Raw genomic sequence first — 19,337 nt, forward strand, 5'->3', positions numbered from 1 at the left:
TCTTTATTATTTTCTGCCATTAAACCCTATTATCTATAAGACTTATAGAGTTTTGCCGGACAGACAGTTGAGGGATTTTTAGGAGAAACGAAGCCGGCTACCTTCGCGTACACAGACGTACGTGAGGAGCGGAGGCGAGTTTCGACGACAAAATCACCAACTAGATTGACTTATGCAGTAAGTCTATTAATCTCAAATATCATGAAAAGGTAATAGTTCAGGTTCATTTTTAAGATTTTTAATCTTTTCCGGTAAGCCTAAATAAGCGGCTATAGCTAAAAATAGCCCTAAATATTGTTTAGGGTTTACTAACATTGCTAGATCTTCATAAATTCTTAAAGGTGGTACAGAAGAAAATTGCTTATATAATTCTACAATCTCAAAAGAAGGGTTATTTGCGAAGGCAGCTTTTAATATTTCAATGTTTTTATTATTCCAGCTAGAAGAGTTCATAGGTAGATAAAGATTTAATGCGGAGATATGTGAAGGTATAAGTTTAATAGCTGATTCTAAATAATGGATAGCATCTTTTGTCTCATTAGCTTCTAGCATATTTTTGGCAGCCTCAACATAATAATCAGCTATTTTGTTCTTTATAGACTCTAGTTTTTGTGTGTCAACTCTGTTAAGTTTGGATACCACAAAGATAAATTTTGTCCACAGAGAAAGTTTAGCATAACAATCAAGTAAAATTTTTAAAGTTTCACTATCAAATTCATTTAGGTTAAATGATCTAACAGCATAATTCTCAGCTGTTTCATACATATTATTTTGATAAAATATTTGTGCAAGTCTTTTAGTAACAAAGGCACTATAATGTTTAGATTGCTCTAATTCATGAAAATATTGTATTCTTATTGAAGTATCTAATTCTGCTTCTGCTAAAAGTAAAGTATGAAATACCTTGTTTTCTTTGCTTAAACGGTAAGCTATTTTCTGACTAGTTGCTACTGATTTTGATTTTTCACCAGCAATATATTCTGCCATAGCCTTCATCAGTAGGTAATTATCAGTAGTGGCTCTTTTGGAAAAGAAAAGATCTTTTAAATTAGCAGGTAGGTCAATAATTAGAAATATTATTTTTAAAAAAATAGCACTAAAAAGTGTAAATAATATATATAAAATAATGAAAGTAAAAAAGGAGGTTTCTATATAATAATCATATAAATTTAAGGTTAATGTTGAGTCAAGCTGATTTAAGACAGAAAAGCCTAAATATAATAACAAAAATGTAATACAAATTATTAATAATCTTATCATTATTTTACTCTACAAATTTTTGCTGTAATTCTTCTGAATAAAAGAAATTAATAAAAAAATCTAGATTGCCTATTATTCTCAACTTTAGTTTTTCTTTGTCTTTGGTAAAACTAGATTTCCTTTCAATCTTAATAAATTTCTCGATCCAACAATTTGCTTTTGGAAATATCTTGACTAAACCTAGACTATTATTAAGTAAATAATTTTCATTATAATTGTGTAGGTCTAGCAAAATATTTTTTATTTTTGTAGGTAACTCTACAGTTTCAATTTGACGAATTTGCTGTGTATAATCTTTATCTTGTAAAAAATTTATCACTAAAAGATTAACGCTAAGTAAATAAATGCTATAATTAGGGGGGGGCTTAGATGATTTGGGTTGGTGGTTTAATAAGACTTCTTCTTGATTCAAACTACTATCTTTTTGAAGTACAACATTTTCTGATATAGTAGCTGGTTTAGAAGTAGTTGGGTTGTCAGGTAGTTCAGTATCTACTTTTTTATTATTTAAAAAAGTCATGTAACCTATTGATATGGCAAATAACACAATTAGAATAATTGTAAGAATAATAGGATTATTACTACGAACTTTTATTATATTAGTTTCTGATTTTTGCATTATAAATTAATAACTCTAACATTTGTTGCGGCTGTCCATTATCACAATAAACCACATTTTTGGCAAAATATCTAATAATATTTGCTACTTTTTCACTTATAGTAATCACTAAACTATTATCTAGTAGTTTTAGCAAATTATTTTTTATTAATAATTCAATGAAAGTCTTAGTGCTGTTCTGTGAATATAGTAAAATAAAATTGATGCCCTTTTCAATCTCTGCTATTTGGTACAGCTGGGTCGCGTATTTTACCCGATAAATAATGTGTCTTTTTATTTTTTGAGGCAAATTTTGAGTAATTTCATTTGACGATAAATATATGGTTTGCTCATATATTTCTTGAGGGATGTTTTCTAGTAGGTCTTGAATATTTGTAGCAACATATCGTACTACAAAATTTCTTTGTTCTAGAATTAACTTTGATGAATTGCCAACTATCCATACGTTCTTTTGTTCTACCTCTTGATGCCCAGCAAGGATTCTAGCAGCAAATTTACTGGTGACAATTATATTAACATAATTATGCAAAATGGTGCTATTTAATGGCAAAGCTTGATATTCCACTAAAGGAGAACAGATATATTTAAAACTACAATTTTTCTCCAATTCTCTAATGGTTTCATTATTATCCTCTAAACTTCTAGTTAATAGCACCGATTTCATAAAGCTAGCTTATGGCATAATTCTTGATAATCTATGGCAAGTGGTTTAGGACCAATAATAGATAAAGTAGGTTTTGTAACAAATATTTTGTTAGCAATATTTATTATATCTTGTTTTGTTATATTCATAATATGTTCAATAGTTTGTTCAGTAGGTATATATTTGCCAAAAACAGCAAAATTCTTACCAATTTCTTCTGATTTATAAGAAGATTCTTCTTGAGCCATATAGATACTAGTTTTTAGTTGTACTTTAGCCCTATCAATTTCTGAGTCTTTGATGTCTGTAGAAACTTTTTTTATTTCATTAACTAATTGTTCTGTAAGGAATGGTAGTTTATCATGATTAGTGGAGGCATATATGCCAAAAATCCCACTATCATAGTAGGAGCTATTATAGCTACCAATTGAATAAACCAGTCCAAGTTTTTCCCTGATTTGTTGAAATAATCTCGATGACATACCATTGCCAAGTATTAGTGAAAGAACTTGCGTATGATATAATTGTTGTATGTTAAAATACGGCACACTCTCGAAACCTAGAACTAGAGTAGTTTGCTCAAGATCTTTGGTGATAAAGCTATGTCCCCCTGTATATCTAACTTTCTCAAAATGACTATTTTGTTTATTTTTTAATGAACAAAATAATTTTTTGGCAAATTCTACAACTTGCTCATGGGAAATATTTCCTGCTACTGATAAGTAAATATTTTCGGCATTATAATGTTTGTCAACGTAATTACTAAAATGTTCTCTATCAAATTTAGCCAAACTGTCGTGAGTTCCTAGAATTGACCTGCCAAGTGCTTGATTCTCATAAGCACTACTGTAAAATTTCTCGTGGATAAGTTCATCAGGGTTATCTTGAACATGAGCAATTTCTTGTAGAATCACCTGATATTCTTTGGCTATTTCTTCCTTTGAAAAAACTGAATTTTGGATGATATCTGCCAGTATTTCTAAAGCTTTATAGCAGTTTTCAGTCAATATTTTTGAATAATAAACAGTTTGTTCATGTGAGGTATATGCATTAAATTGTCCTCCTATCGAGTCAAATTCTTCAGCAATTTGTTTAGCAGACCTAGTTGTTGTGCCTTTAAATGCCATATGTTCAAGAAAATGGGATATGCCTATTTCTGAAGATTGTTCATAGCGGCTACCTACATTAACAATGACATTAATAGCTACAGAATTTACATTAGACATATTATAGGTAAGAATAGTTAGACCATTTTTAAGTTTGCTTGAATTAAAGTCCATTTTATCACTTATTTAGATTCCAATGACCTTAAAATAACTCTTTACAACTAGTTATGCAAGGAGTCATTTCCTATTAAAACAAAAGACTTACTGCATAAGTCAATCTATTTGAGTTGCTGATAACCATTGATTATACTTAACTTCTTTTTTATGCCAGTATATTCAAGTGCAATATGGTAATTATCAACGGTTTTGTCGCATCTATAAATCATACTACATCAAGATTGTTAAAACTAAGGTTTTGGACATTATGATGCCATTAACATAGCAAAATTCTCAAAAGTAGAAAGATTATCATTAGCTCCAATTATTTGTCTTTTTTGCATCATACGAATATTTTCTATACCGGTAATAGTCATTTCTGCAGAATGAAAACTCTTAAAACCAAGCATTGGCTTTGTACGTTTTTTGATAAACCTATGATCTTGTTCTACAAGATTATTCAGGTATTTGGTCTGAATAACCTTAATTTTATAATCTTTAGGAACTTCTGTATTCAAATCATTAAGAGCAGCCGTATTACTACCGCTTTTATCAATTACTACTTTCTCAGGAAAATTATTCTCTCTAAAGGCTTTACGAAAAAATGCAAGTGCTGCAGGCTTGTCTCTATGCTTACGTAGCAGAAAGTCTACAGTATTACCAAGACTATCTAGTGCTCTATATAAATAAACCCATTTACCGTTTAATTTAATATAAGTCTCATCCATTCTCCAACTACTACCAACTGGCTTCTTTCTTTTTCTAACCACCTGATCTATCAATGGTACAAATTTTATAACCCATCTTTGTAATGTAGAGTGATCAATTTTTGCTCCCCTTATACTCATCATTTCTTCCAAATCTCGATAACTTAAAGAAAATCGGCATTTCATATAGACAAATAACATTATTATTTCTGGTGAAGAACAAAATCCTTTGAAATATGATAATAATCTTGCAGTAATACGAAACATCTTAACATCTTTTTTAGATCATTATATCAATCTTTTTTCTATTGTCCAACATATGCGACAGAACCTTTGACACTTCTCTGTAGATCCCGCTAGGGCGGAAATCCTTACTATTTAACCATCGACTTGCACTATCATGAGATAGGTTTATTGGACTTACTTCAGATAATGCTTTACCACTATATCTTACGCTACTTGCTTGTAAAAATGATTTATATAAGTCTTTGCTACATTTTGATCTTGCCATGCTTAACTAAAACTCTTTCTTGCTAGATTAACATATTTTTTGCTAAGTGCGAAACTCCTGATTTAAAATTTATGTTGAAACGACGCACTGCAAGTGCGGGGTTTTTCTCCCAAAGTGGGACAATAAAAGGCGTTATAGCAATAAAGTTTTTAAAGGATTAGCCAAACATAGTAAATCCTCTATGGGGTATTTTTATGGTTTTAAATTACATGTAATAATCAATAATAAAGGGGAGTTTATGGCATTAAAAGTGACCAAAGGCAATGTAGATGATAGGGTTCCAGTACCGGAGTTAACAAAAAGATTAACTGGAATTATAGCAGCTGATAAAGGTTATATTAACCTGAGTTTGACGTAAGCACCAAACAAAATGCTAAGCATTATGTAATAACATAAACAAACTGTTGGTGGTGAGCTATGGTAAAAATAAAACCTTCTTTTAAACTAGTGTGTTAGGAGAAAGAATATTTGAAAAGTAAGAAGGGAGGGATTATAAAGTTCTCGAATAATAACAACAAAATTGGAGAATATATTATGATCCCTCTTACGGAGATTTTCTGCTTAATTGATGATTTTTGCAAGCATTTTGATACGGAGCAAAATAAATATATATTACCAAATCCTAACCGTAAGCGTAAAGTAGTTTGCAGTATAGGACTCTCAGAGATTATTACTATTATAGTAATGTTTCACTTGAGTCACTACCGTACCTTTAAAGATTTTTATTTATGCTGCCTATGTCAAAGTTATAGAAAGGAATTTCCAAAACTTGTGAGCTATAGTCGTTTTATTCAGTTAATGCCAATGAGCTTCATGCCCATGGTGTTACTGCTAAAAAGCCTATCAGGAAAACAAACTGGTCAATATTATATCGACTCTACTAAACTTCCTGCTTGCCATAATTTAAGAATTAATAGACATAAAGTATTCAAAGACATAGCAAAAAGAGGTAAGACTTCCACTGGGTGGTTCTTTGGTTGTAAGCTACATATTGTCATTAACAGTTGCGGAGAGATTATGAGTTTTTCTTTAACTCCAGGAAATGTTGATGATAGAGCAGTGGTGGAAAATTTAGTAGATAAATTACAAGGCTGGCTTTTTGGTGATCGTGGGTATATCAGTAAAAAACTCACTCAATCCCTTGCTAATCAAGGTTTAGAACTAATAACAAAAATTAAAAGTAATATGAAAGAAAAAATAATAGATCCTATTAAAAAGCGGTTTTTAAATAAAAGGTATATTATTGAAACCATTAACGATCAACTAAAAAACCTTTGTCATATAGACCATACAAGGCACAGATCTGTTATGAATTTTCAAACTAACGTATTAGCTGGACTGCTTGCCTATGTTTTTAAGCCTAATAAAATTTCTGTAGCTTTTGGAAAATTAAACAATCTCAACCTTCCTCTTACATCAAACTGAGGTTATATTAAGCAAAATTTGTTCTTAAATTTATATGAAAGAGGCTTAAAAATGATTCATGGAATTAAGAAGAATATGGAAAATAAATTAATGGATTTGAAAGAAAAAATCTTACTTCGAAAGCGTAACTTAATTGAAACAGTTTTTGATTATCTAAAAAATAAAATGAACCTTGAACATACTAGACATAGATCACCAATAAATTCCTTTGTCCATATATTATCTACTCTTGTTGCTTACTCATTAAAGAAAAATATATAATGGACTGAAAAAATTAGACAAAGAAGCAGGTATTTTTGTTTCTCAATAAGTATAGAATAATAAATAAAATTAAAGAGAAACAAATGGGTAAAAAACAAATTAAAAATTTTAGTGCAGAAGCAAAAACTAAAATAGTATTAGAGATGTTAAAAGAAGAATCAACAATAGGTCAGTTATCGGTCAAATATGAAGTAACGGCTAAAACTATGCAAAACTGGAAACGACAATTTTTAGATAATGCGTCATTGGCATTTGAGCCAGCAAAAGCTGTTAGTGAGTACAAAGGGCAGATTAGTGAACTTAAGAATCAAAACGATGAACTTGCAAAAGCATTAGGTAAGGCTACAGTCGAGAGGGACTGGGCGGTGGGAAAGCTAAACAGCTTGGACTTATCAAATAAGAAAAGTCTTGTCGACCCCAAGCTGAGTACGTTAGCAAAGACAAGGCAATGTGAACTATTAAAGATAAGCAGATCTGGAGTATATTATAAAGCTAAAGTAATGAGCTTATATAATCTTGATATTTTAAATAGAATAGATGAAATATATACGGATAACCCTGAGTATGGTTATCGTTATATATACAAACAATTATTGGAAGACGGCTTTAATGTGGGCAGAGATAGGGTGCTTAAATATATGGGAATAATGGGTATAGAAGCTATTCATCCTCATAAAAAGCAATCTACTTCTGTGAAGGATGGTCAACATAAAATTTATAGCTATTTGCTTGAGCCGTACTGGCACAAATCAGGAACGAATAGAACTATTCATGTACCTTATGTTAATCAAGTGTGGAGTGGTGACATTACTTATATTAGAACTAACGGAGGATTTATGTATCTTGTGGCGATTATAGATTGGCATAGTAAGGCAATACTAAGTTATAAAGTATCTAATTCTATGGATGCATCACTTGTAACCGATGTATTAAAAGATGCACTGAATAAATACCCTGCACCACAAATATTCAATAGTGATCAGGGTAGTCAATATACTGGACATGAGCATACGGGAATTCTAAAAGAGAATAATATACAAATCTCAATGAACGGTAAGGGTAGAAGCATTGATAATATTGTGATTGAAAGATTTTTTAGAACTTTAAAATATAATTGTATATTTATAAATGATTTTAAAAATATCGCAGAACTTAAAGATGGTATTGATAAATACATGGATAAATATAACAATCAAAGATTCCATTCAAGTATTGGTTATAAAAAACCGATGAACGTGTATCTTGATTACTTACAAAATGCAGCTTAAAAATTATGTAAAATGGGAAACAAAATTAGTGAAAAATTTGTCTTGAAAAATCAGTCCAGTTTCATAAACCTTCAACAAAATTTGATTTTAATCTACATGTTCACAATATCCTTATCCCAAATTGACGTGTTACGGATTCGAGTACCGCATCATTGTCCAAATCACCAGCAGAAGTAGAGTTTCGAAAGAAGTCTAATAAAAAGAGTTATATTATTGGTAGATATATTCAAGATATAGCTAATCATGAGTTTATTCAAAAGCAAAAATTTGTTGTCAAATATAAGGTAATTTAACCTAAGTTCGGTGTAACAAATTATCAGTATTATCTCTATTAGAGGTGACATCGGGGCTATTAAACCGATGTCTTACATCGAACTCAGATTACATGAATGCTATCTAGACTAAGTTAGTTTACAAAAAAGTTCCTAAATATTTAAAGTATTGTTATTATTTGCTTGACATTAGTTAACAGATATTATTCTAATACTATCCTATAGTAAGTTAACCACTCTGCACTGCAAGTGCAGAGCTTAATATTACGGCATGAATGCCTAATGTATGTACTAACTTAAAAGTTAGAAACTATTTGTATATGGCTCATTTAGAAAGTGTCACAACACAAAAAGAATATATCTGTGAAGTGTAAGATTTTGTTAAAAAATATCTGTATGATTCATTCTTATCTTTTCTTGATAAGATATTTAAAATTTATGTTGAAACGACGCACTGCAAGTGCGGGGTTTTTCTCCCAAAGTGGGACAATAAATACCTGTTTCCTCACCAAACAACAAATGAATCAACATATTTAGCGGTATGAATAATCGTGCCATTAATTCAACAAATCTATTATAACTCAAGGCTTTGGGAAAATCATCCTTATGCATGCACTCTATATAACTTTTATAGAAAAATTTAAAATTCTTAGCATAGGATGTATGAAACATAATTATTATTGTTAACATTTCACTTAGACTCATGCTACAACAGCGATTTCTTTGCTTATTTGATGGTAATAACTTTCTCTGTTCATACTCCAAATAAATTTTACAAAAATCATCTATAAAACTATATAATTCTGTGATATCTTTTCTCATGCCTGTAGTTTGTTTTTTTGTTTAAAAATATAAATACTGCAGGCACTCCTTTTTGACAATCCTTTTATCTATTACTATTTCATCTATATCTTATCCCGAACTGACGTCTATTGTGACTTATTTGACGTATACTGCTCGTAAATGAATAGTTGGTAGACGAAGGTCAACTTCAAGAAGAGCTAGGAGTGTCAAAGTCGAGCAGCGGAGCGTACATTAGTACGTGAGCAGCGGAGATCTTTAGACACGACAACGCCAATTCTTGAAGTTCACCGAGTATCATAGTACCCCACAGATTTTACAGGAGGGTTAAAATAGTTAACCACTCTGCACTGCAAGTGCAGAGCTTAATATTACGGCATGAATGCCTAATGTATGTACTAACTTAAAAGTTAGAAACTATTTGTGTATGGCTCATTTAGAAAGTGTCACAACACAAAAAGAATATATCTGTGAAGTGTAAGATTTTGTTAAAAAATATCTTATCTTTTCTTGATAAGATATTTAAAATTTATGTTGAAACGACGCACTGCAAGTGCGGGGTTTTTCTCCCAAAGTGGGACAATAAATTGAATAAGTGACTGAGAGTAACTAATCTCCGCTGAGAATAAGCAACAGGAGGTATTAATGGACTCTCAATCACTATACCAAATATTATACATATTTTTAGATTGGCACCCAGCACGAATTAAAACATTTGCAGAATTAATTTGTGCAGTAGTAAAAGCTAAAACTGTGAGAATCAAAGAATTAGCACTGTATGTCGCTTCTAAAGGCAATTTGCATGCCAAGATTGTTAAAGTTGAGCGTTTGCTTTTAGAACAAAATATGTGCTTTATAAGTTTAGGAAAAATTATTGTTAAATTGCTCTGTCTAACAGGTAAAATTAGCCTTGCCATAGATAGAACCAGCTGGCAATTTGGTATTAAAAATTTGAATTTTTTTGTTGCAACCATTGTTTATGGTAATATTTCAATTCCTATAGCATGGTTGTTACTTGATAAAAAAGGCAACTCTTCTACTAATGAAAGAAAGAAATTGATTGAGCAAATTTTAACAATTATACCTAAGGAAATGATAGAGCTTATCCTTGCCGATCGGGAATTTGTTGGGGAAGAATGGTTGCAATATATGGGTGGAATCCAAAAATTACCTTTTGCTATTAGGCTAAGAAAAAGCGAGAAAGTCAAGCATTTCAACGGTGGCAAGATGAAGTTGAATAAATGTTTTGCCGATATGCAAATAGGTAACACTAAAACTATAGAAAGCAAAATTTACAATGGTATAATGGACTGAAAAAATTAGACAAAGAAGCAGGTATTTTTGTTTCTCAATAAGTATAGAATAATAAATAAAATTAAAGAGAAACAAATGGGTAAAAAACAAATTAAAAATTTTAGTGCAGAAGCAAAAACTAAAATAGTATTAGAGATGTTAAAAGAAGAATCAACAATAGGTCAGTTATCGGTCAAATATGAAGTAACGGCTAAAACTATGCAAAACTGGAAACGACAATTTTTAGATAATGCGTCATTGGCATTTGAGCCAGCAAAAGCTGTTAGTGAGTACAAAGGGCAGATTAGTGAACTTAAGAATCAAAACGATGAACTTGCAAAAGCATTAGGTAAGGCTACAGTCGAGAGGGACTGGGCGGTGGGAAAGCTAAACAGCTTGGACTTATCAAATAAGAAAAGTCTTGTCGACCCCAAGCTGAGTACGTTAGCAAAGACAAGGCAATGTGAACTATTAAAGATAAGCAGATCTGGAGTATATTATAAAGCTAAAGTAATGAGCTTATATAATCTTGATATTTTAAATAGAATAGATGAAATATATACGGATAACCCTGAGTATGGTTATCGTTATATATACAAACAATTATTGGAAGACGGCTTTAATGTGGGCAGAGATAGGGTGCTTAAATATATGGGAATAATGGGTATAGAAGCTATTCATCCTCATAAAAAGCAATCTACTTCTGTGAAGGATGGTCAACATAAAATTTATAGCTATTTGCTTGAGCCGTACTGGCACAAATCAGGAACGAATAGAACTATTCATGTACCTTATGTTAATCAAGTGTGGAGTGGTGACATTACTTATATTAGAACTAACGGAGGATTTATGTATCTTGTGGCGATTATAGATTGGCATAGTAAGGCAATACTAAGTTATAAAGTATCTAATTCTATGGATGCATCACTTGTAACCGATGTATTAAAAGATGCACTGAATAAATACCCTGCACCACAAATATTCAATAGTGATCAGGGTAGTCAATATACTGGACATGAGCATACGGGAATTCTAAAAGAGAATAATATACAAATCTCAATGAACGGTAAGGGTAGAAGCATTGATAATATTGTGATTGAAAGATTTTTTAGAACTTTAAAATATAATTGTATATTTATAAATGATTTTAAAAATATCGCAGAACTTAAAGATGGTATTGATAAATACATGGATAAATATAACAATCAAAGATTCCATTCAAGTATTGGTTATAAAAAACCGATGAACGTGTATCTTGATTACTTACAAAATGCAGCTTAAAAATTATGTAAAATGGGAAACAAAATTAGTGAAAAATTTGTCTTGAAAAATCAGTCCAGTTTCATGCTCCATAAATATAACTATATTCCCGGATAACTTGTTTAGCGACAGCAGGTCTGTTACCTTTGTAACTCCAACATCTTTTTATATCATTTATTCGTCCAAAACGAGACTCATCTTGAAACATCACTTGTAACTCAAGTCCCTCCGACTTAGACCGGACATTGGCGGCGGTAACCACTGAGCCGAAGTTTTTTTAAAAGATTCCATCTTATCTTTATTTTGGTTTGGATGATGAGGACGGGGAAAAACTTTACGCCAATGATGACGATGTAAAAGTTTGTAGATTGCTGATTTAGTTACTTTCTTCTGCAAAACCTCTTCATATTTTTTCTGTATTTCTCTGACTACTACAACTTCTCCTTGAGATGCCCTATGATTAAAAGATTTCAGTATTTTACTTTCATTAGACTCATCCATATAACAATGATTCCTACCTCCTCTTTTAGTTTCTTTTAATACTGATTCTCCTTGCTGATAATAAGCAGTATGAATTTGCCTAACTCGACTAATACTTAAACCGGTAATTTCAGAAATCTGCTTAGGTAAATATGAAAACTTGGCACGCAAATAAATACATTGTATCTTGCGAAACGCTATTAGTTCTGGTGCCAATTTTAACAAAAATTCCATCCGACAAATTGTTTCAGGTGGATAAACATATTGATAACCTGACATTACTTTTTTTATTTTTATTTTATAACCTCATTATACCATATTAATTCTATTTTGAAAGATAATTAGTATCAGTATCAAACAAAAGCCCGTTATGGTTCGATCAGAAAGAATCAAAATCAGGAGTTTCGCACTTAGCAAAAAATATGTTAATCTAGCAAGAAAGAGTTTTAGTTAAGCATGGCAAGATCAAAATGTAGCAAAGACTTATATAAATCATTTTTACAAGCAAGTAGCGTAAGATATAGTGGTAAAGCATTATCTGAAGTAAGTCCAATAAACCTATCTCATGATAGTGCAAGTCGATGGTTAAATAGTAAGGATTTCCGCCCTAGCGGGATCTACAGAGAAGTGTCAAAATATATTGATAGGGAAGCTTCTTGTTTATTAGTGGGAGATGACACGTTATTGTCAAAGCAATACAGTAAGAAAATTGAGCTTGTACATTATCAATATTCTGGAGCTGTACATGATGTTATACCTGGTATAGGGATGGTCAACTTACTGCATTACAATGCTAAAACTGATCAATCTACCCCTGTAGATTATAGAATATATGATAAAGAAACTGATGGAAAAACAAAGAATGAGCATTTTTGTGATATGCTTACTTTAGCTAAGGAAAGAGGGATCAATCCTGATGCAGTAGTAATGGATGCGTGGTATAGCGGTTTGGAGAATTTGAAACATATACGTAATTTAGGTTGGACATGGGTTAGTAACCTAAGAAAAAATAGAAAAGTTAATCATAATGTTAGCTTAGAAAGTTTAGAGATTCCTGATGAGGGACTAAAAATTCACCTACGTGGATACGGTTGGGTTACGGTATTTAAGTTTGTGGCAAAAAATGGTCGCATTGATTACATAACAACTAACTTAGAAAATCCAACACGTGAACAAATAGAGAAAATTGTTAAGGCACGGTGGTCTATAGAAGTTTATCATCGAGAATTAAAACAAACTTGTGGTATTGAACGCTGTCAGGCACGCACGGGTCGAGCTCAGAGAAATCATATTTGCCTTGCCGTATTTGCTTGGCTCGATATGAACAAAAGGAGGATAAATGAAAAAATTACTTTATATCAACAAACTTGGGAAGTTATAAAAACATCAATTCAGAACAACATTAGATGCCTTTTAGCTGATTCGCAATTTTGCTAACTGCGAAACTCCTGAAAATAAAACTTTACCAACATTTAGTGGCTGGAAAAGTAAGCATTTAATAGGAGCAATTAATTTATCTGATTTGCAATTAGTTAGCACAGATAATCCTAAAGTAAGCGGTGATTATACCAATTGCAATAATTAACGCAGTGTTATAAAATGGGTTTTTAACTGATAAAAGGTAATCAAATAGCTAGGTTAATATTACCGCAAGGTTTTGAAGGTCATGATTTTATAAAAATGATGAAACATGAGCCGCATGGTCGAAATCGTATACGTTTATTGGCGATGTATCACCTTCAATTAGGCAAATCTTTTAAAGCCATATCTGCAATAGTGAAGTCACACTGGAAAACTGTGCAATCATGGCTCAGAAGATTTAGGAATCATGGTTTTGAAGGATTATTTGAATCACAAAGAAGCGGTGCCCCTAGGAAGATTAACACTATACAAGAGTCTGCTCTTTTTGATAAAATCAATACGCTCAGTGAAAGTAAAACTGGTGGGTATATAACTGGAAAGGAGTTACATATCATGTTACTTGAGGAATATGGTGCTAAATGTGCGTTAAAAACAGTCTACAATACTATGCACCGCCTTGGTTTTAGCTGGATTACTTCTCGTTCAATGCATCCAAAGTCAAATCAAGAGACTCAAAATACATATAAAAAAACTTTCCAGATATGTTAACAGAATTATTACCAAAAAATATCGATAGATGTAAAGTTGATATATGGTCTCAGGATGAAACTCGAGTTGGGCAACAAGGTAGCTTAACTCGTATATGGGCTAAGCGTGGCACTAGACCCCGTAAAGTTCGGCAACAGCAATTCATTTCAACATATATTTATGGAGCTGCTTGCCATGATACAGGAGAAGCTTTTGCATTAATTTTACCATATGCAAACACACAGGCAATGAATAAATTCTTAGAAGACCTTTCTCGCAGTATTCAAGGCAACCGACATATAGCTTTACTAACGGATAATGCAGGTTGGCACACAGCCAAAAAACTAACTGTGCCAAGCAATATCACTTTGATACCGCTTCCGCCCTATGCACCGGAACTTAATGCAATGGAACAAGTTTGGGAATGGATCAAGAATCATTACTTGTCTAACCAATGTTATGGTGTATATGAAGATATCGTCACTATGGCTTGTTACGCTTGGAATCAACTTGCTCATAATGTAGATTTAGTAAAATCAATTATGTATAGAGACTGGATAAATACACCGTGTTAATTATTGCAATTGGTATTATATAATCAATTTTTTACAAAAATTAGAAGCAGAAAATCCTAATAAAGAGAAGATATATTTAATTTGTGATAATGCTGGGTATCATAAGTCAAAGAAAGTAAAGGAGTATCTAGTAAATAGCAAAATAGAATTAGTATTTTTACCACCCTATAGCCCTAATCTTAATCCGATTGAACGATTATGGAAATTTATGCATAGAATTGTAACAAATAATAAATTTTACCATAATTTTGCTCAATTCTCAGAAGCTATAGATAGATTTTTTGCTAATATTGATCAATACAAAGGTAATTTGCTTACTCTTATAACTGACCAATTTCAGACTATAACTTTTAATCATTTTGCCAACTCTTCAGGTTAATTGAGTATATTAGTGCAGAGAAAAACTTTACTATAATTATATTATACTAAAACTTAATGAGCATTTTATGATTACACTACTTGCTTCAATAACGGGCTTTATTAGCTCAATTATTCCGGAGATTTTAAAAATTCTAAAGGATCAAAATGATAAAAAACATGCACTTAATCTTTTAGATCGACAAATTGAAATCAATAAACTAGGACATACAAAGCTACTGACAGAGCTTGATGCTTCAAAAGACATTGCTGAAAATAATACTTTATATTCAACATATAAATCAGGCGTTAATTGGGTTGACGCATTGAATGGGTCAGTTCGCCCTGTCCTTGCCTATAGTTTTTTTATTATGTATGCCTACATCAAATATATACAATATAGAACCATACAGAGTACGGCGATCCTTGTAGAATATCTTGATGTTTTATGGAATATAGACGATCAGGCTATTTTTGCCGGTATTATTAGTTTCTATTTCGGACAACGGATGTTTAACAAATTATGGAAACGTAAAATGTAATATTGCATATGTTCCATATTGCAATATGTTGCAATATGTTATATTGTAACTATGGAGTTAAGGACATTTAATTTATTTAAAGATTAGATATATGCTAAAAAGAATCGTTTGGTCCATTTTCTTTGTGCTAATTATATACCCAATTATACTTTCATATTTGGGTATAAAATACTATGTTAGCCATAAAATAGGTGTATTTGAGATAAGTTTGTTTATAGCTGGCTATTATGGTTCTAATATTGCTGTTGGTGTTGGGTTGCATAGGCTGTGGTCACATCATGCCTTTAAAACAAATAAGATGGTGGAATTTATTCTTGTTATGATGTCAGCTGGTACGTTACAAGGACCAGTATTATCTTGGGCATCTAATCATTTCAAACACCATGCTTATACTGATAAAGATCAAGATCCGCATAGCCCATTGAAGTTTGAGAATAGAATTTTAGGATTTTTATGGTCACATATTGGGTGGATGATCATTGATGGCAGCTATAAGTCCATTGACCGAATTACTATGGTTAAACTTGGTAGAAACAAATTGCTAAGATGGCAATTAAAATATTATTGGCAAATTGCTGCGTTTATGAATATTGTATTTCCAGCATTAATAGGTTACTTAATAGGTGGTACTATCATCTCTGCCTATGCTGGTTTCTTGTTTATTGGTATTGGTAGAGCACTGCAACAACATGCAACTTTTTGCGTTAATTCTCTATGTCATTTCGTTGGTAGTAAACAATATTATAAAGGTACTGCAGGAGATATTTGGTGGATGGCTTTGTTCTTATTAGGTGAAAACTGGCATAATTTCCACCATGCCTTCCCATCAGATTATCGCAATGGTGCTAAGTGGTATCATTTTGATGTCCATAAATGGATAATATACGTAATGAGCAAACTTGGACTAGCTTGGAATTTAGAAGTTACTTCCAAAATCAGAATACAAGCCAAGATAAATGAGACTAGTAAATACCTAATAGAGGGACGCAAACAACAATTAAATTTACTGCAAGATAAAATTAATCAACTGGTAGAACATGTGTATGTAAAGCTTAATGAGCTTGAGAATTCTTCTGTATCTATTAAAGCTCAATTACAAAAATCTTTTATGGAAATTCAAGAATCACTGAAGAAGCTTGCTGAACGGCTACATTCATCAATCCAATTAACTGAAAAGTCATCAGAAAGATTACTAAAAATTGCTAGTAAAAAGATTAAAGATCGAGAAATTGCAATTTATAGACTATATAACGAGCTAGATAGAAAGTATATTAGGAACTAGGGGGGGCATGATATCAGACTTAAAATCTATTGGAAATATGAGCTTTGAAGCTGCCTTAGCTGAACTAAAAGAAATTGTAAAAAAAATTGATACGGGAGAAGAAAGCTTAGATTCATCAATTAATAGTTTTGAAAGAGGGGTCTTACTAAAAGATCACTGTGAAAAGAAACTACAAGCCGCTCGCTTAAAGATTGAAAAAATCACTAAACTGCCAGATTCAACCATTACTATAGAAAAGGTAGAGTCCTAATTTATAGTCAATTCAGGAGAATTGGATAGCAGGAACGCTGGAGCGAAGCCTATATATACTGCTTGTAAATAAAGAGTTGATAGAATCAAAATCATGATAGTAGCGGGAATTACCAAGTCGAGGAGCGAGCGGAGCGTATATATAGTCACACTACTGGACAAAAGAGATGGAATAATTGAAAGAGCTAGTAAATAGAGTATTTTAGATTGAATACAAAAAAATCTGTGATACTCTATTATGCAATGGCAGTTAACCACTCTGCACTGCAAGTGCAGAGCTTAATATTACGGCATGAATGCCTCATGTATGTACTAACTTAAAAGTTAGAAACTATTTGTGTATGGTTCATTTAAAAAGTGTCACAACACAAAAAGAATATATCTGTGAAGTGTAAGATTTTGTTAAAAAAATATCTTATCTTTTCTTGATAAGATATTTAAAATTTATGTTGAAACGACGCACTGCAAGTGCGGGGTTTTTCTCCCAAAGTGGGACAATAAAAATAGGAACAATTGGAGAGCAAGAGCAACCGATAAAAATGAAGAAAATGCTAGGATGTAGGAGTTATTCTGTACTACAGTTAGGTATAAGCACCAAACAAAATGCAGTGCATTATGTAATAACATAAACAAACTGTTGTTGGTGGTCTATCAACCTCATTGTATAGTATTTACGGCTGTCCTGTGTTAAAGTTGCAGTTAGCCGAGTTGGTTAAAGAGCTATAACCGGAAGTTTCAATGGTGCAGCGGAAGCAGCCCGTGTATAAGCATGGTTTTGGAGTTGTTGGTAATATCATTGATGGCATTATGTATTTATGATACATAAGAGACTTCGTTTAGGAGATTAATTTTTTCATTCAATACTCCAACTTAAAATTAGCTCGGTCTAATTTTTAACGTAGGAAATGATATGACAAATAAAAAGAATGATAAACAAAAATTATCTGTAATTAATCCTGATGCAGCGGGTATTGATATTGGTTCTAGAGAACATTACGTTTGCGTACCAGCTGATAGGGACGAAAAGAACGTGCGAAAATTCGCCGCTTTTACCAGTGATTTGAGAGAAATGGCGGATTGGTTAAGAAAATGTGGGGTAAAGACAATAGCTATGGAATCAACTGGGGTATACTGGCTTCCAGTATTTCAGATTTTAGAGACTAGAGACTTTGAAGTAATATTAGTAAATGCTAGGCATGTAAAAAACGTACCTGGACGTAAAACAGATGTTCAGGATTGCCAGTGGTTACAACAACTTCATAGCTATGGATTATTAAGTGGTTCATTTCGTCCACAAGATCAAATATGTGAATTAAGAACTCTTACTAGACAAAGAGATAGATTAAGAAAAAATGCTACAACCCATGTAAACCGTATGCAGAAAGCACTGAATGAAATGAACATCCAGTTACATCATGTGATTAGCAATATAACAGGCGTAACAGGAATGAATATAATAAAAGCAATTATAGAGGGCGAGAGAGATGCAAATAAATTAGCTGCATTTAGAGACTATCGTATAAAAAGTGATGAAAAGACTATCGTCAAAGCACTAGAAGGAGATTACCGCAAAGAGCATCTTATAGTATTAAAGCAAGAATTAGATATTTATGAATTTTACCTAAAACAAATCAGTGAGTGTGACGAAGCAATAGAAATATGCTACAAAAAGTTTGATAAACGTGGTGATGGTGATTTAACAAATAGTAAAAAGCAACGCAAGAGCAGGAACTCCCCAAAGTTTGATTTACAACAATCATTATATAATGCCGCAGGAGTAGATTTTACCACAATCCCAGGGTTAAGTGAGTTAAGTGTACAAACGATAATATCAGAAGTGGGGTTAGAGATGGACAGATGGAGTACAGAGAAACATTTTACCTCTTGGCTTGGTTTAAGTCCTGCTAATAAAATTACTGGTGGTAAAGTATTTGATACGAGAACAAAAAAGGTAGAAAATAAAGCAAGTATGGCTTTCAGGATGGCAGCTCTTAACCTAGGTAGAGGTAAATCAGCATTAGCAGGATTTTACAGAAGGCTCAATAACAACCAGCTGAAGCTGGTGGGTTGATATCTAGACTGGAAGTCGCTATTACTCTAAAGAGATATTACTAACGCCTGTGCATTATCTCTCTGATCCTAACTCTTAGGTTACCCTGCA

The 19,337-nt window shown here is 32.1% G+C and carries 21 protein-coding genes and 3 pseudogenes; 16 read left to right on the forward strand and 8 right to left on the reverse strand.

Annotated elements, in window-relative coordinates:
* Window positions 1-192: 192 nt before the first annotated feature.
* From AAHN00_RS14240 to AAHN00_RS14265, 6 genes are all read right to left on the reverse strand, one after another.
* Entirely contained in the window at window positions 193-1,260 is a 1,068-nt protein-coding gene (locus AAHN00_RS14240; RefSeq protein WP_342271658.1) for a tetratricopeptide repeat protein, read from the reverse strand.
* A gap of 4 nt (window positions 1,261-1,264) precedes the next feature.
* Window positions 1,265-1,879: a hypothetical protein gene (locus AAHN00_RS14245; protein WP_342271659.1), complete on the reverse strand. Its 615-nt coding sequence runs from the start codon at window positions 1,877-1,879 to the stop codon at window positions 1,265-1,267.
* The gene (locus AAHN00_RS14250) at window positions 1,860-2,543 is read right to left on the reverse strand and encodes a uroporphyrinogen-III synthase (protein WP_342271660.1); all 684 of its coding nucleotides are present in this window, start codon (window positions 2,541-2,543) and stop codon (window positions 1,860-1,862) included. Before AAHN00_RS14250 ends, AAHN00_RS14245 begins: the two co-directional genes overlap by 20 nt.
* Window positions 2,540-3,802, reverse strand: a complete 1,263-nt coding sequence (locus AAHN00_RS14255; protein ID WP_342271661.1) for a pitrilysin family protein — start codon at window positions 3,800-3,802, stop codon at window positions 2,540-2,542. Before AAHN00_RS14255 ends, AAHN00_RS14250 begins: the two co-directional genes overlap by 4 nt.
* 248 nt (window positions 3,803-4,050) lie before the next feature.
* Window positions 4,051-4,758, reverse strand: coding sequence for an IS6 family transposase (locus AAHN00_RS14260; RefSeq protein ID WP_342270905.1), 708 nt, complete (start codon window positions 4,756-4,758; stop codon window positions 4,051-4,053).
* A gap of 13 nt (window positions 4,759-4,771) precedes the next feature.
* Window positions 4,772-5,002, reverse strand: coding sequence for a hypothetical protein (locus AAHN00_RS14265; protein ID WP_342271662.1), 231 nt, complete (start codon window positions 5,000-5,002; stop codon window positions 4,772-4,774).
* 136 nt (window positions 5,003-5,138) lie between these two features.
* Between AAHN00_RS14265 and AAHN00_RS14270 the strand changes: the two are divergent.
* The 4 genes and pseudogenes from AAHN00_RS14270 to AAHN00_RS14285 all read left to right on the forward strand — a co-directional run.
* Window positions 5,139-5,354, forward strand: a pseudogene (locus AAHN00_RS14270) (transposase); the annotation flags it as partial.
* Window positions 5,355-5,536: 182 nt separating this feature from the next.
* Entirely contained in the window at window positions 5,537-6,427 is an 891-nt protein-coding gene (locus AAHN00_RS14275) for an IS982 family transposase (RefSeq protein ID WP_342270981.1), read from the forward strand.
* Window positions 6,428-6,688 (forward strand): annotated as a pseudogene (locus AAHN00_RS14280) (transposase); the annotation flags it as partial.
* A gap of 83 nt (window positions 6,689-6,771) precedes the next feature.
* Window positions 6,772-7,956: an IS3 family transposase gene (locus AAHN00_RS14285; RefSeq protein ID WP_342270912.1), complete on the forward strand. Its 1,185-nt coding sequence runs from the start codon at window positions 6,772-6,774 to the stop codon at window positions 7,954-7,956.
* A gap of 701 nt (window positions 7,957-8,657) precedes the next feature.
* Here AAHN00_RS14285 and AAHN00_RS14290 read toward each other — a convergent pair.
* Window positions 8,658-9,050 carry a transposase gene (locus tag AAHN00_RS14290; protein ID WP_342271663.1) on the reverse strand — a complete coding sequence of 131 codons (393 nt, stop codon included), beginning with the start codon at window positions 9,048-9,050 and terminating at the stop codon, window positions 8,658-8,660.
* A 422-nt stretch (window positions 9,051-9,472) separates the two neighbouring features.
* On the opposite strand from AAHN00_RS14290, the gene AAHN00_RS14295 reads away from it, so the two are divergent.
* The 3 genes from AAHN00_RS14295 to AAHN00_RS14305 all read left to right on the forward strand — a co-directional run bounded on the left by AAHN00_RS14295 (window position 9,473) and on the right by AAHN00_RS14305 (window position 11,603).
* Window positions 9,473-9,628, forward strand: coding sequence for a hypothetical protein (locus AAHN00_RS14295; RefSeq protein WP_342271664.1), 156 nt, complete (start codon window positions 9,473-9,475; stop codon window positions 9,626-9,628).
* A 46-nt stretch (window positions 9,629-9,674) separates the two neighbouring features.
* Window positions 9,675-10,343 carry a hypothetical protein gene (locus AAHN00_RS14300; RefSeq protein WP_342271665.1) on the forward strand — a complete coding sequence of 223 codons (669 nt, stop codon included), beginning with the start codon at window positions 9,675-9,677 and terminating at the stop codon, window positions 10,341-10,343.
* A gap of 75 nt (window positions 10,344-10,418) precedes the next feature.
* Window positions 10,419-11,603, forward strand: a complete 1,185-nt coding sequence (locus AAHN00_RS14305) for an IS3 family transposase (RefSeq protein ID WP_342270912.1) — start codon at window positions 10,419-10,421, stop codon at window positions 11,601-11,603.
* Window positions 11,604-11,789: 186 nt separating this feature from the next.
* Here AAHN00_RS14305 and AAHN00_RS14310 read toward each other — a convergent pair whose 3' ends face one another.
* Complete coding sequence (locus tag AAHN00_RS14310) at window positions 11,790-12,341, reverse strand: winged helix-turn-helix domain-containing protein (RefSeq protein WP_342271666.1); 552 nt, start codon at window positions 12,339-12,341, stop codon at window positions 11,790-11,792.
* Window positions 12,342-12,518: 177 nt separating this feature from the next.
* On the opposite strand from AAHN00_RS14310, the gene AAHN00_RS14315 reads away from it, so the two are divergent.
* The 9 genes and pseudogenes from AAHN00_RS14315 to AAHN00_RS14355 all read left to right on the forward strand — a co-directional run.
* The gene (locus tag AAHN00_RS14315) at window positions 12,519-13,499 is read left to right on the forward strand and encodes a transposase (RefSeq protein WP_342271025.1); all 981 of its coding nucleotides are present in this window, start codon (window positions 12,519-12,521) and stop codon (window positions 13,497-13,499) included.
* 243 nt (window positions 13,500-13,742) lie between these two features.
* Window positions 13,743-14,192 carry a helix-turn-helix domain-containing protein gene (locus AAHN00_RS14320; RefSeq protein ID WP_342270962.1) on the forward strand — a complete coding sequence of 150 codons (450 nt, stop codon included), beginning with the start codon at window positions 13,743-13,745 and terminating at the stop codon, window positions 14,190-14,192.
* The gene (locus AAHN00_RS14325) at window positions 14,186-14,746 is read left to right on the forward strand and encodes an IS630 family transposase (RefSeq protein ID WP_342270961.1); all 561 of its coding nucleotides are present in this window, start codon (window positions 14,186-14,188) and stop codon (window positions 14,744-14,746) included. The genes AAHN00_RS14320 and AAHN00_RS14325 overlap by 7 nt, the downstream gene beginning before the upstream one ends.
* On the forward strand, window positions 14,733-15,125 hold the full coding sequence (locus AAHN00_RS14330) for an IS630 family transposase (protein WP_342272695.1): 393 nt from the start codon (window positions 14,733-14,735) through the stop codon (window positions 15,123-15,125). Before AAHN00_RS14325 ends, AAHN00_RS14330 begins: the two co-directional genes overlap by 14 nt.
* A 67-nt stretch (window positions 15,126-15,192) precedes the next feature.
* Window positions 15,193-15,645, forward strand: a complete 453-nt coding sequence (locus tag AAHN00_RS14335) for a hypothetical protein (protein ID WP_342271667.1) — start codon at window positions 15,193-15,195, stop codon at window positions 15,643-15,645.
* A gap of 91 nt (window positions 15,646-15,736) precedes the next feature.
* Window positions 15,737-16,927, forward strand: coding sequence for a fatty acid desaturase (locus AAHN00_RS14340; protein ID WP_342271668.1), 1,191 nt, complete (start codon window positions 15,737-15,739; stop codon window positions 16,925-16,927).
* Window positions 16,928-16,934: 7 nt separating this feature from the next.
* Entirely contained in the window at window positions 16,935-17,177 is a 243-nt protein-coding gene (locus AAHN00_RS14345) for an exodeoxyribonuclease VII small subunit (RefSeq protein WP_410521396.1), read from the forward strand.
* 424 nt (window positions 17,178-17,601) lie between these two features.
* A complete protein-coding gene (locus AAHN00_RS14350; protein ID WP_342271669.1) occupies window positions 17,602-17,805 on the forward strand; it encodes a hypothetical protein in 204 nt (67 codons plus the stop codon).
* Between the two features lie 281 nt (window positions 17,806-18,086).
* A pseudogene (locus AAHN00_RS14355) lies at window positions 18,087-19,217 on the forward strand (IS110 family transposase); the annotation flags it as partial.
* Window positions 19,218-19,337 lie beyond the last annotated feature (120 nt).

Origin of the sequence: Candidatus Tisiphia endosymbiont of Parasteatoda lunata (genome assembly GCF_964030955.1) — a bacterium.
GTDB lineage: Bacteria > Pseudomonadota > Alphaproteobacteria > Rickettsiales > Rickettsiaceae > Tisiphia.

Coding starts and splice junctions, on each gene's coding strand:
- AAHN00_RS14285 (WP_342270912.1), top strand. CDS start 6,772: ATGGGTAAAAAACAAATTAAAAATTTTAGTGCAGAAGCAAAAACTAAA.
- AAHN00_RS14250 (WP_342271660.1), bottom strand. CDS start 2,543: ATGAAATCGGTGCTATTAACTAGAAGTTTAGAGGATAATAATGAAACC.
- AAHN00_RS14240 (WP_342271658.1), bottom strand. CDS start 1,260: ATGATAAGATTATTAATAATTTGTATTACATTTTTGTTATTATATTTA.
- AAHN00_RS14310 (WP_342271666.1), bottom strand. CDS start 12,341: ATGTCAGGTTATCAATATGTTTATCCACCTGAAACAATTTGTCGGATG.
- AAHN00_RS14275 (WP_342270981.1), top strand. CDS start 5,537: ATGATCCCTCTTACGGAGATTTTCTGCTTAATTGATGATTTTTGCAAG.
- AAHN00_RS14265 (WP_342271662.1), bottom strand. CDS start 5,002: ATGGCAAGATCAAAATGTAGCAAAGACTTATATAAATCATTTTTACAA.
- AAHN00_RS14345 (WP_410521396.1), top strand. CDS start 16,935: ATGATATCAGACTTAAAATCTATTGGAAATATGAGCTTTGAAGCTGCC.
- AAHN00_RS14320 (WP_342270962.1), top strand. CDS start 13,743: ATGATGAAACATGAGCCGCATGGTCGAAATCGTATACGTTTATTGGCG.
- AAHN00_RS14255 (WP_342271661.1), bottom strand. CDS start 3,802: ATGGACTTTAATTCAAGCAAACTTAAAAATGGTCTAACTATTCTTACC.
- AAHN00_RS14300 (WP_342271665.1), top strand. CDS start 9,675: ATGGACTCTCAATCACTATACCAAATATTATACATATTTTTAGATTGG.
- AAHN00_RS14325 (WP_342270961.1), top strand. CDS start 14,186: ATGTTAACAGAATTATTACCAAAAAATATCGATAGATGTAAAGTTGAT.
- AAHN00_RS14305 (WP_342270912.1), top strand. CDS start 10,419: ATGGGTAAAAAACAAATTAAAAATTTTAGTGCAGAAGCAAAAACTAAA.
- AAHN00_RS14335 (WP_342271667.1), top strand. CDS start 15,193: ATGATTACACTACTTGCTTCAATAACGGGCTTTATTAGCTCAATTATT.
- AAHN00_RS14245 (WP_342271659.1), bottom strand. CDS start 1,879: ATGCAAAAATCAGAAACTAATATAATAAAAGTTCGTAGTAATAATCCT.
- AAHN00_RS14290 (WP_342271663.1), bottom strand. CDS start 9,050: ATGAGAAAAGATATCACAGAATTATATAGTTTTATAGATGATTTTTGT.
- AAHN00_RS14315 (WP_342271025.1), top strand. CDS start 12,519: ATGGCAAGATCAAAATGTAGCAAAGACTTATATAAATCATTTTTACAA.
- AAHN00_RS14340 (WP_342271668.1), top strand. CDS start 15,737: ATGCTAAAAAGAATCGTTTGGTCCATTTTCTTTGTGCTAATTATATAC.
- AAHN00_RS14260 (WP_342270905.1), bottom strand. CDS start 4,758: ATGTTTCGTATTACTGCAAGATTATTATCATATTTCAAAGGATTTTGT.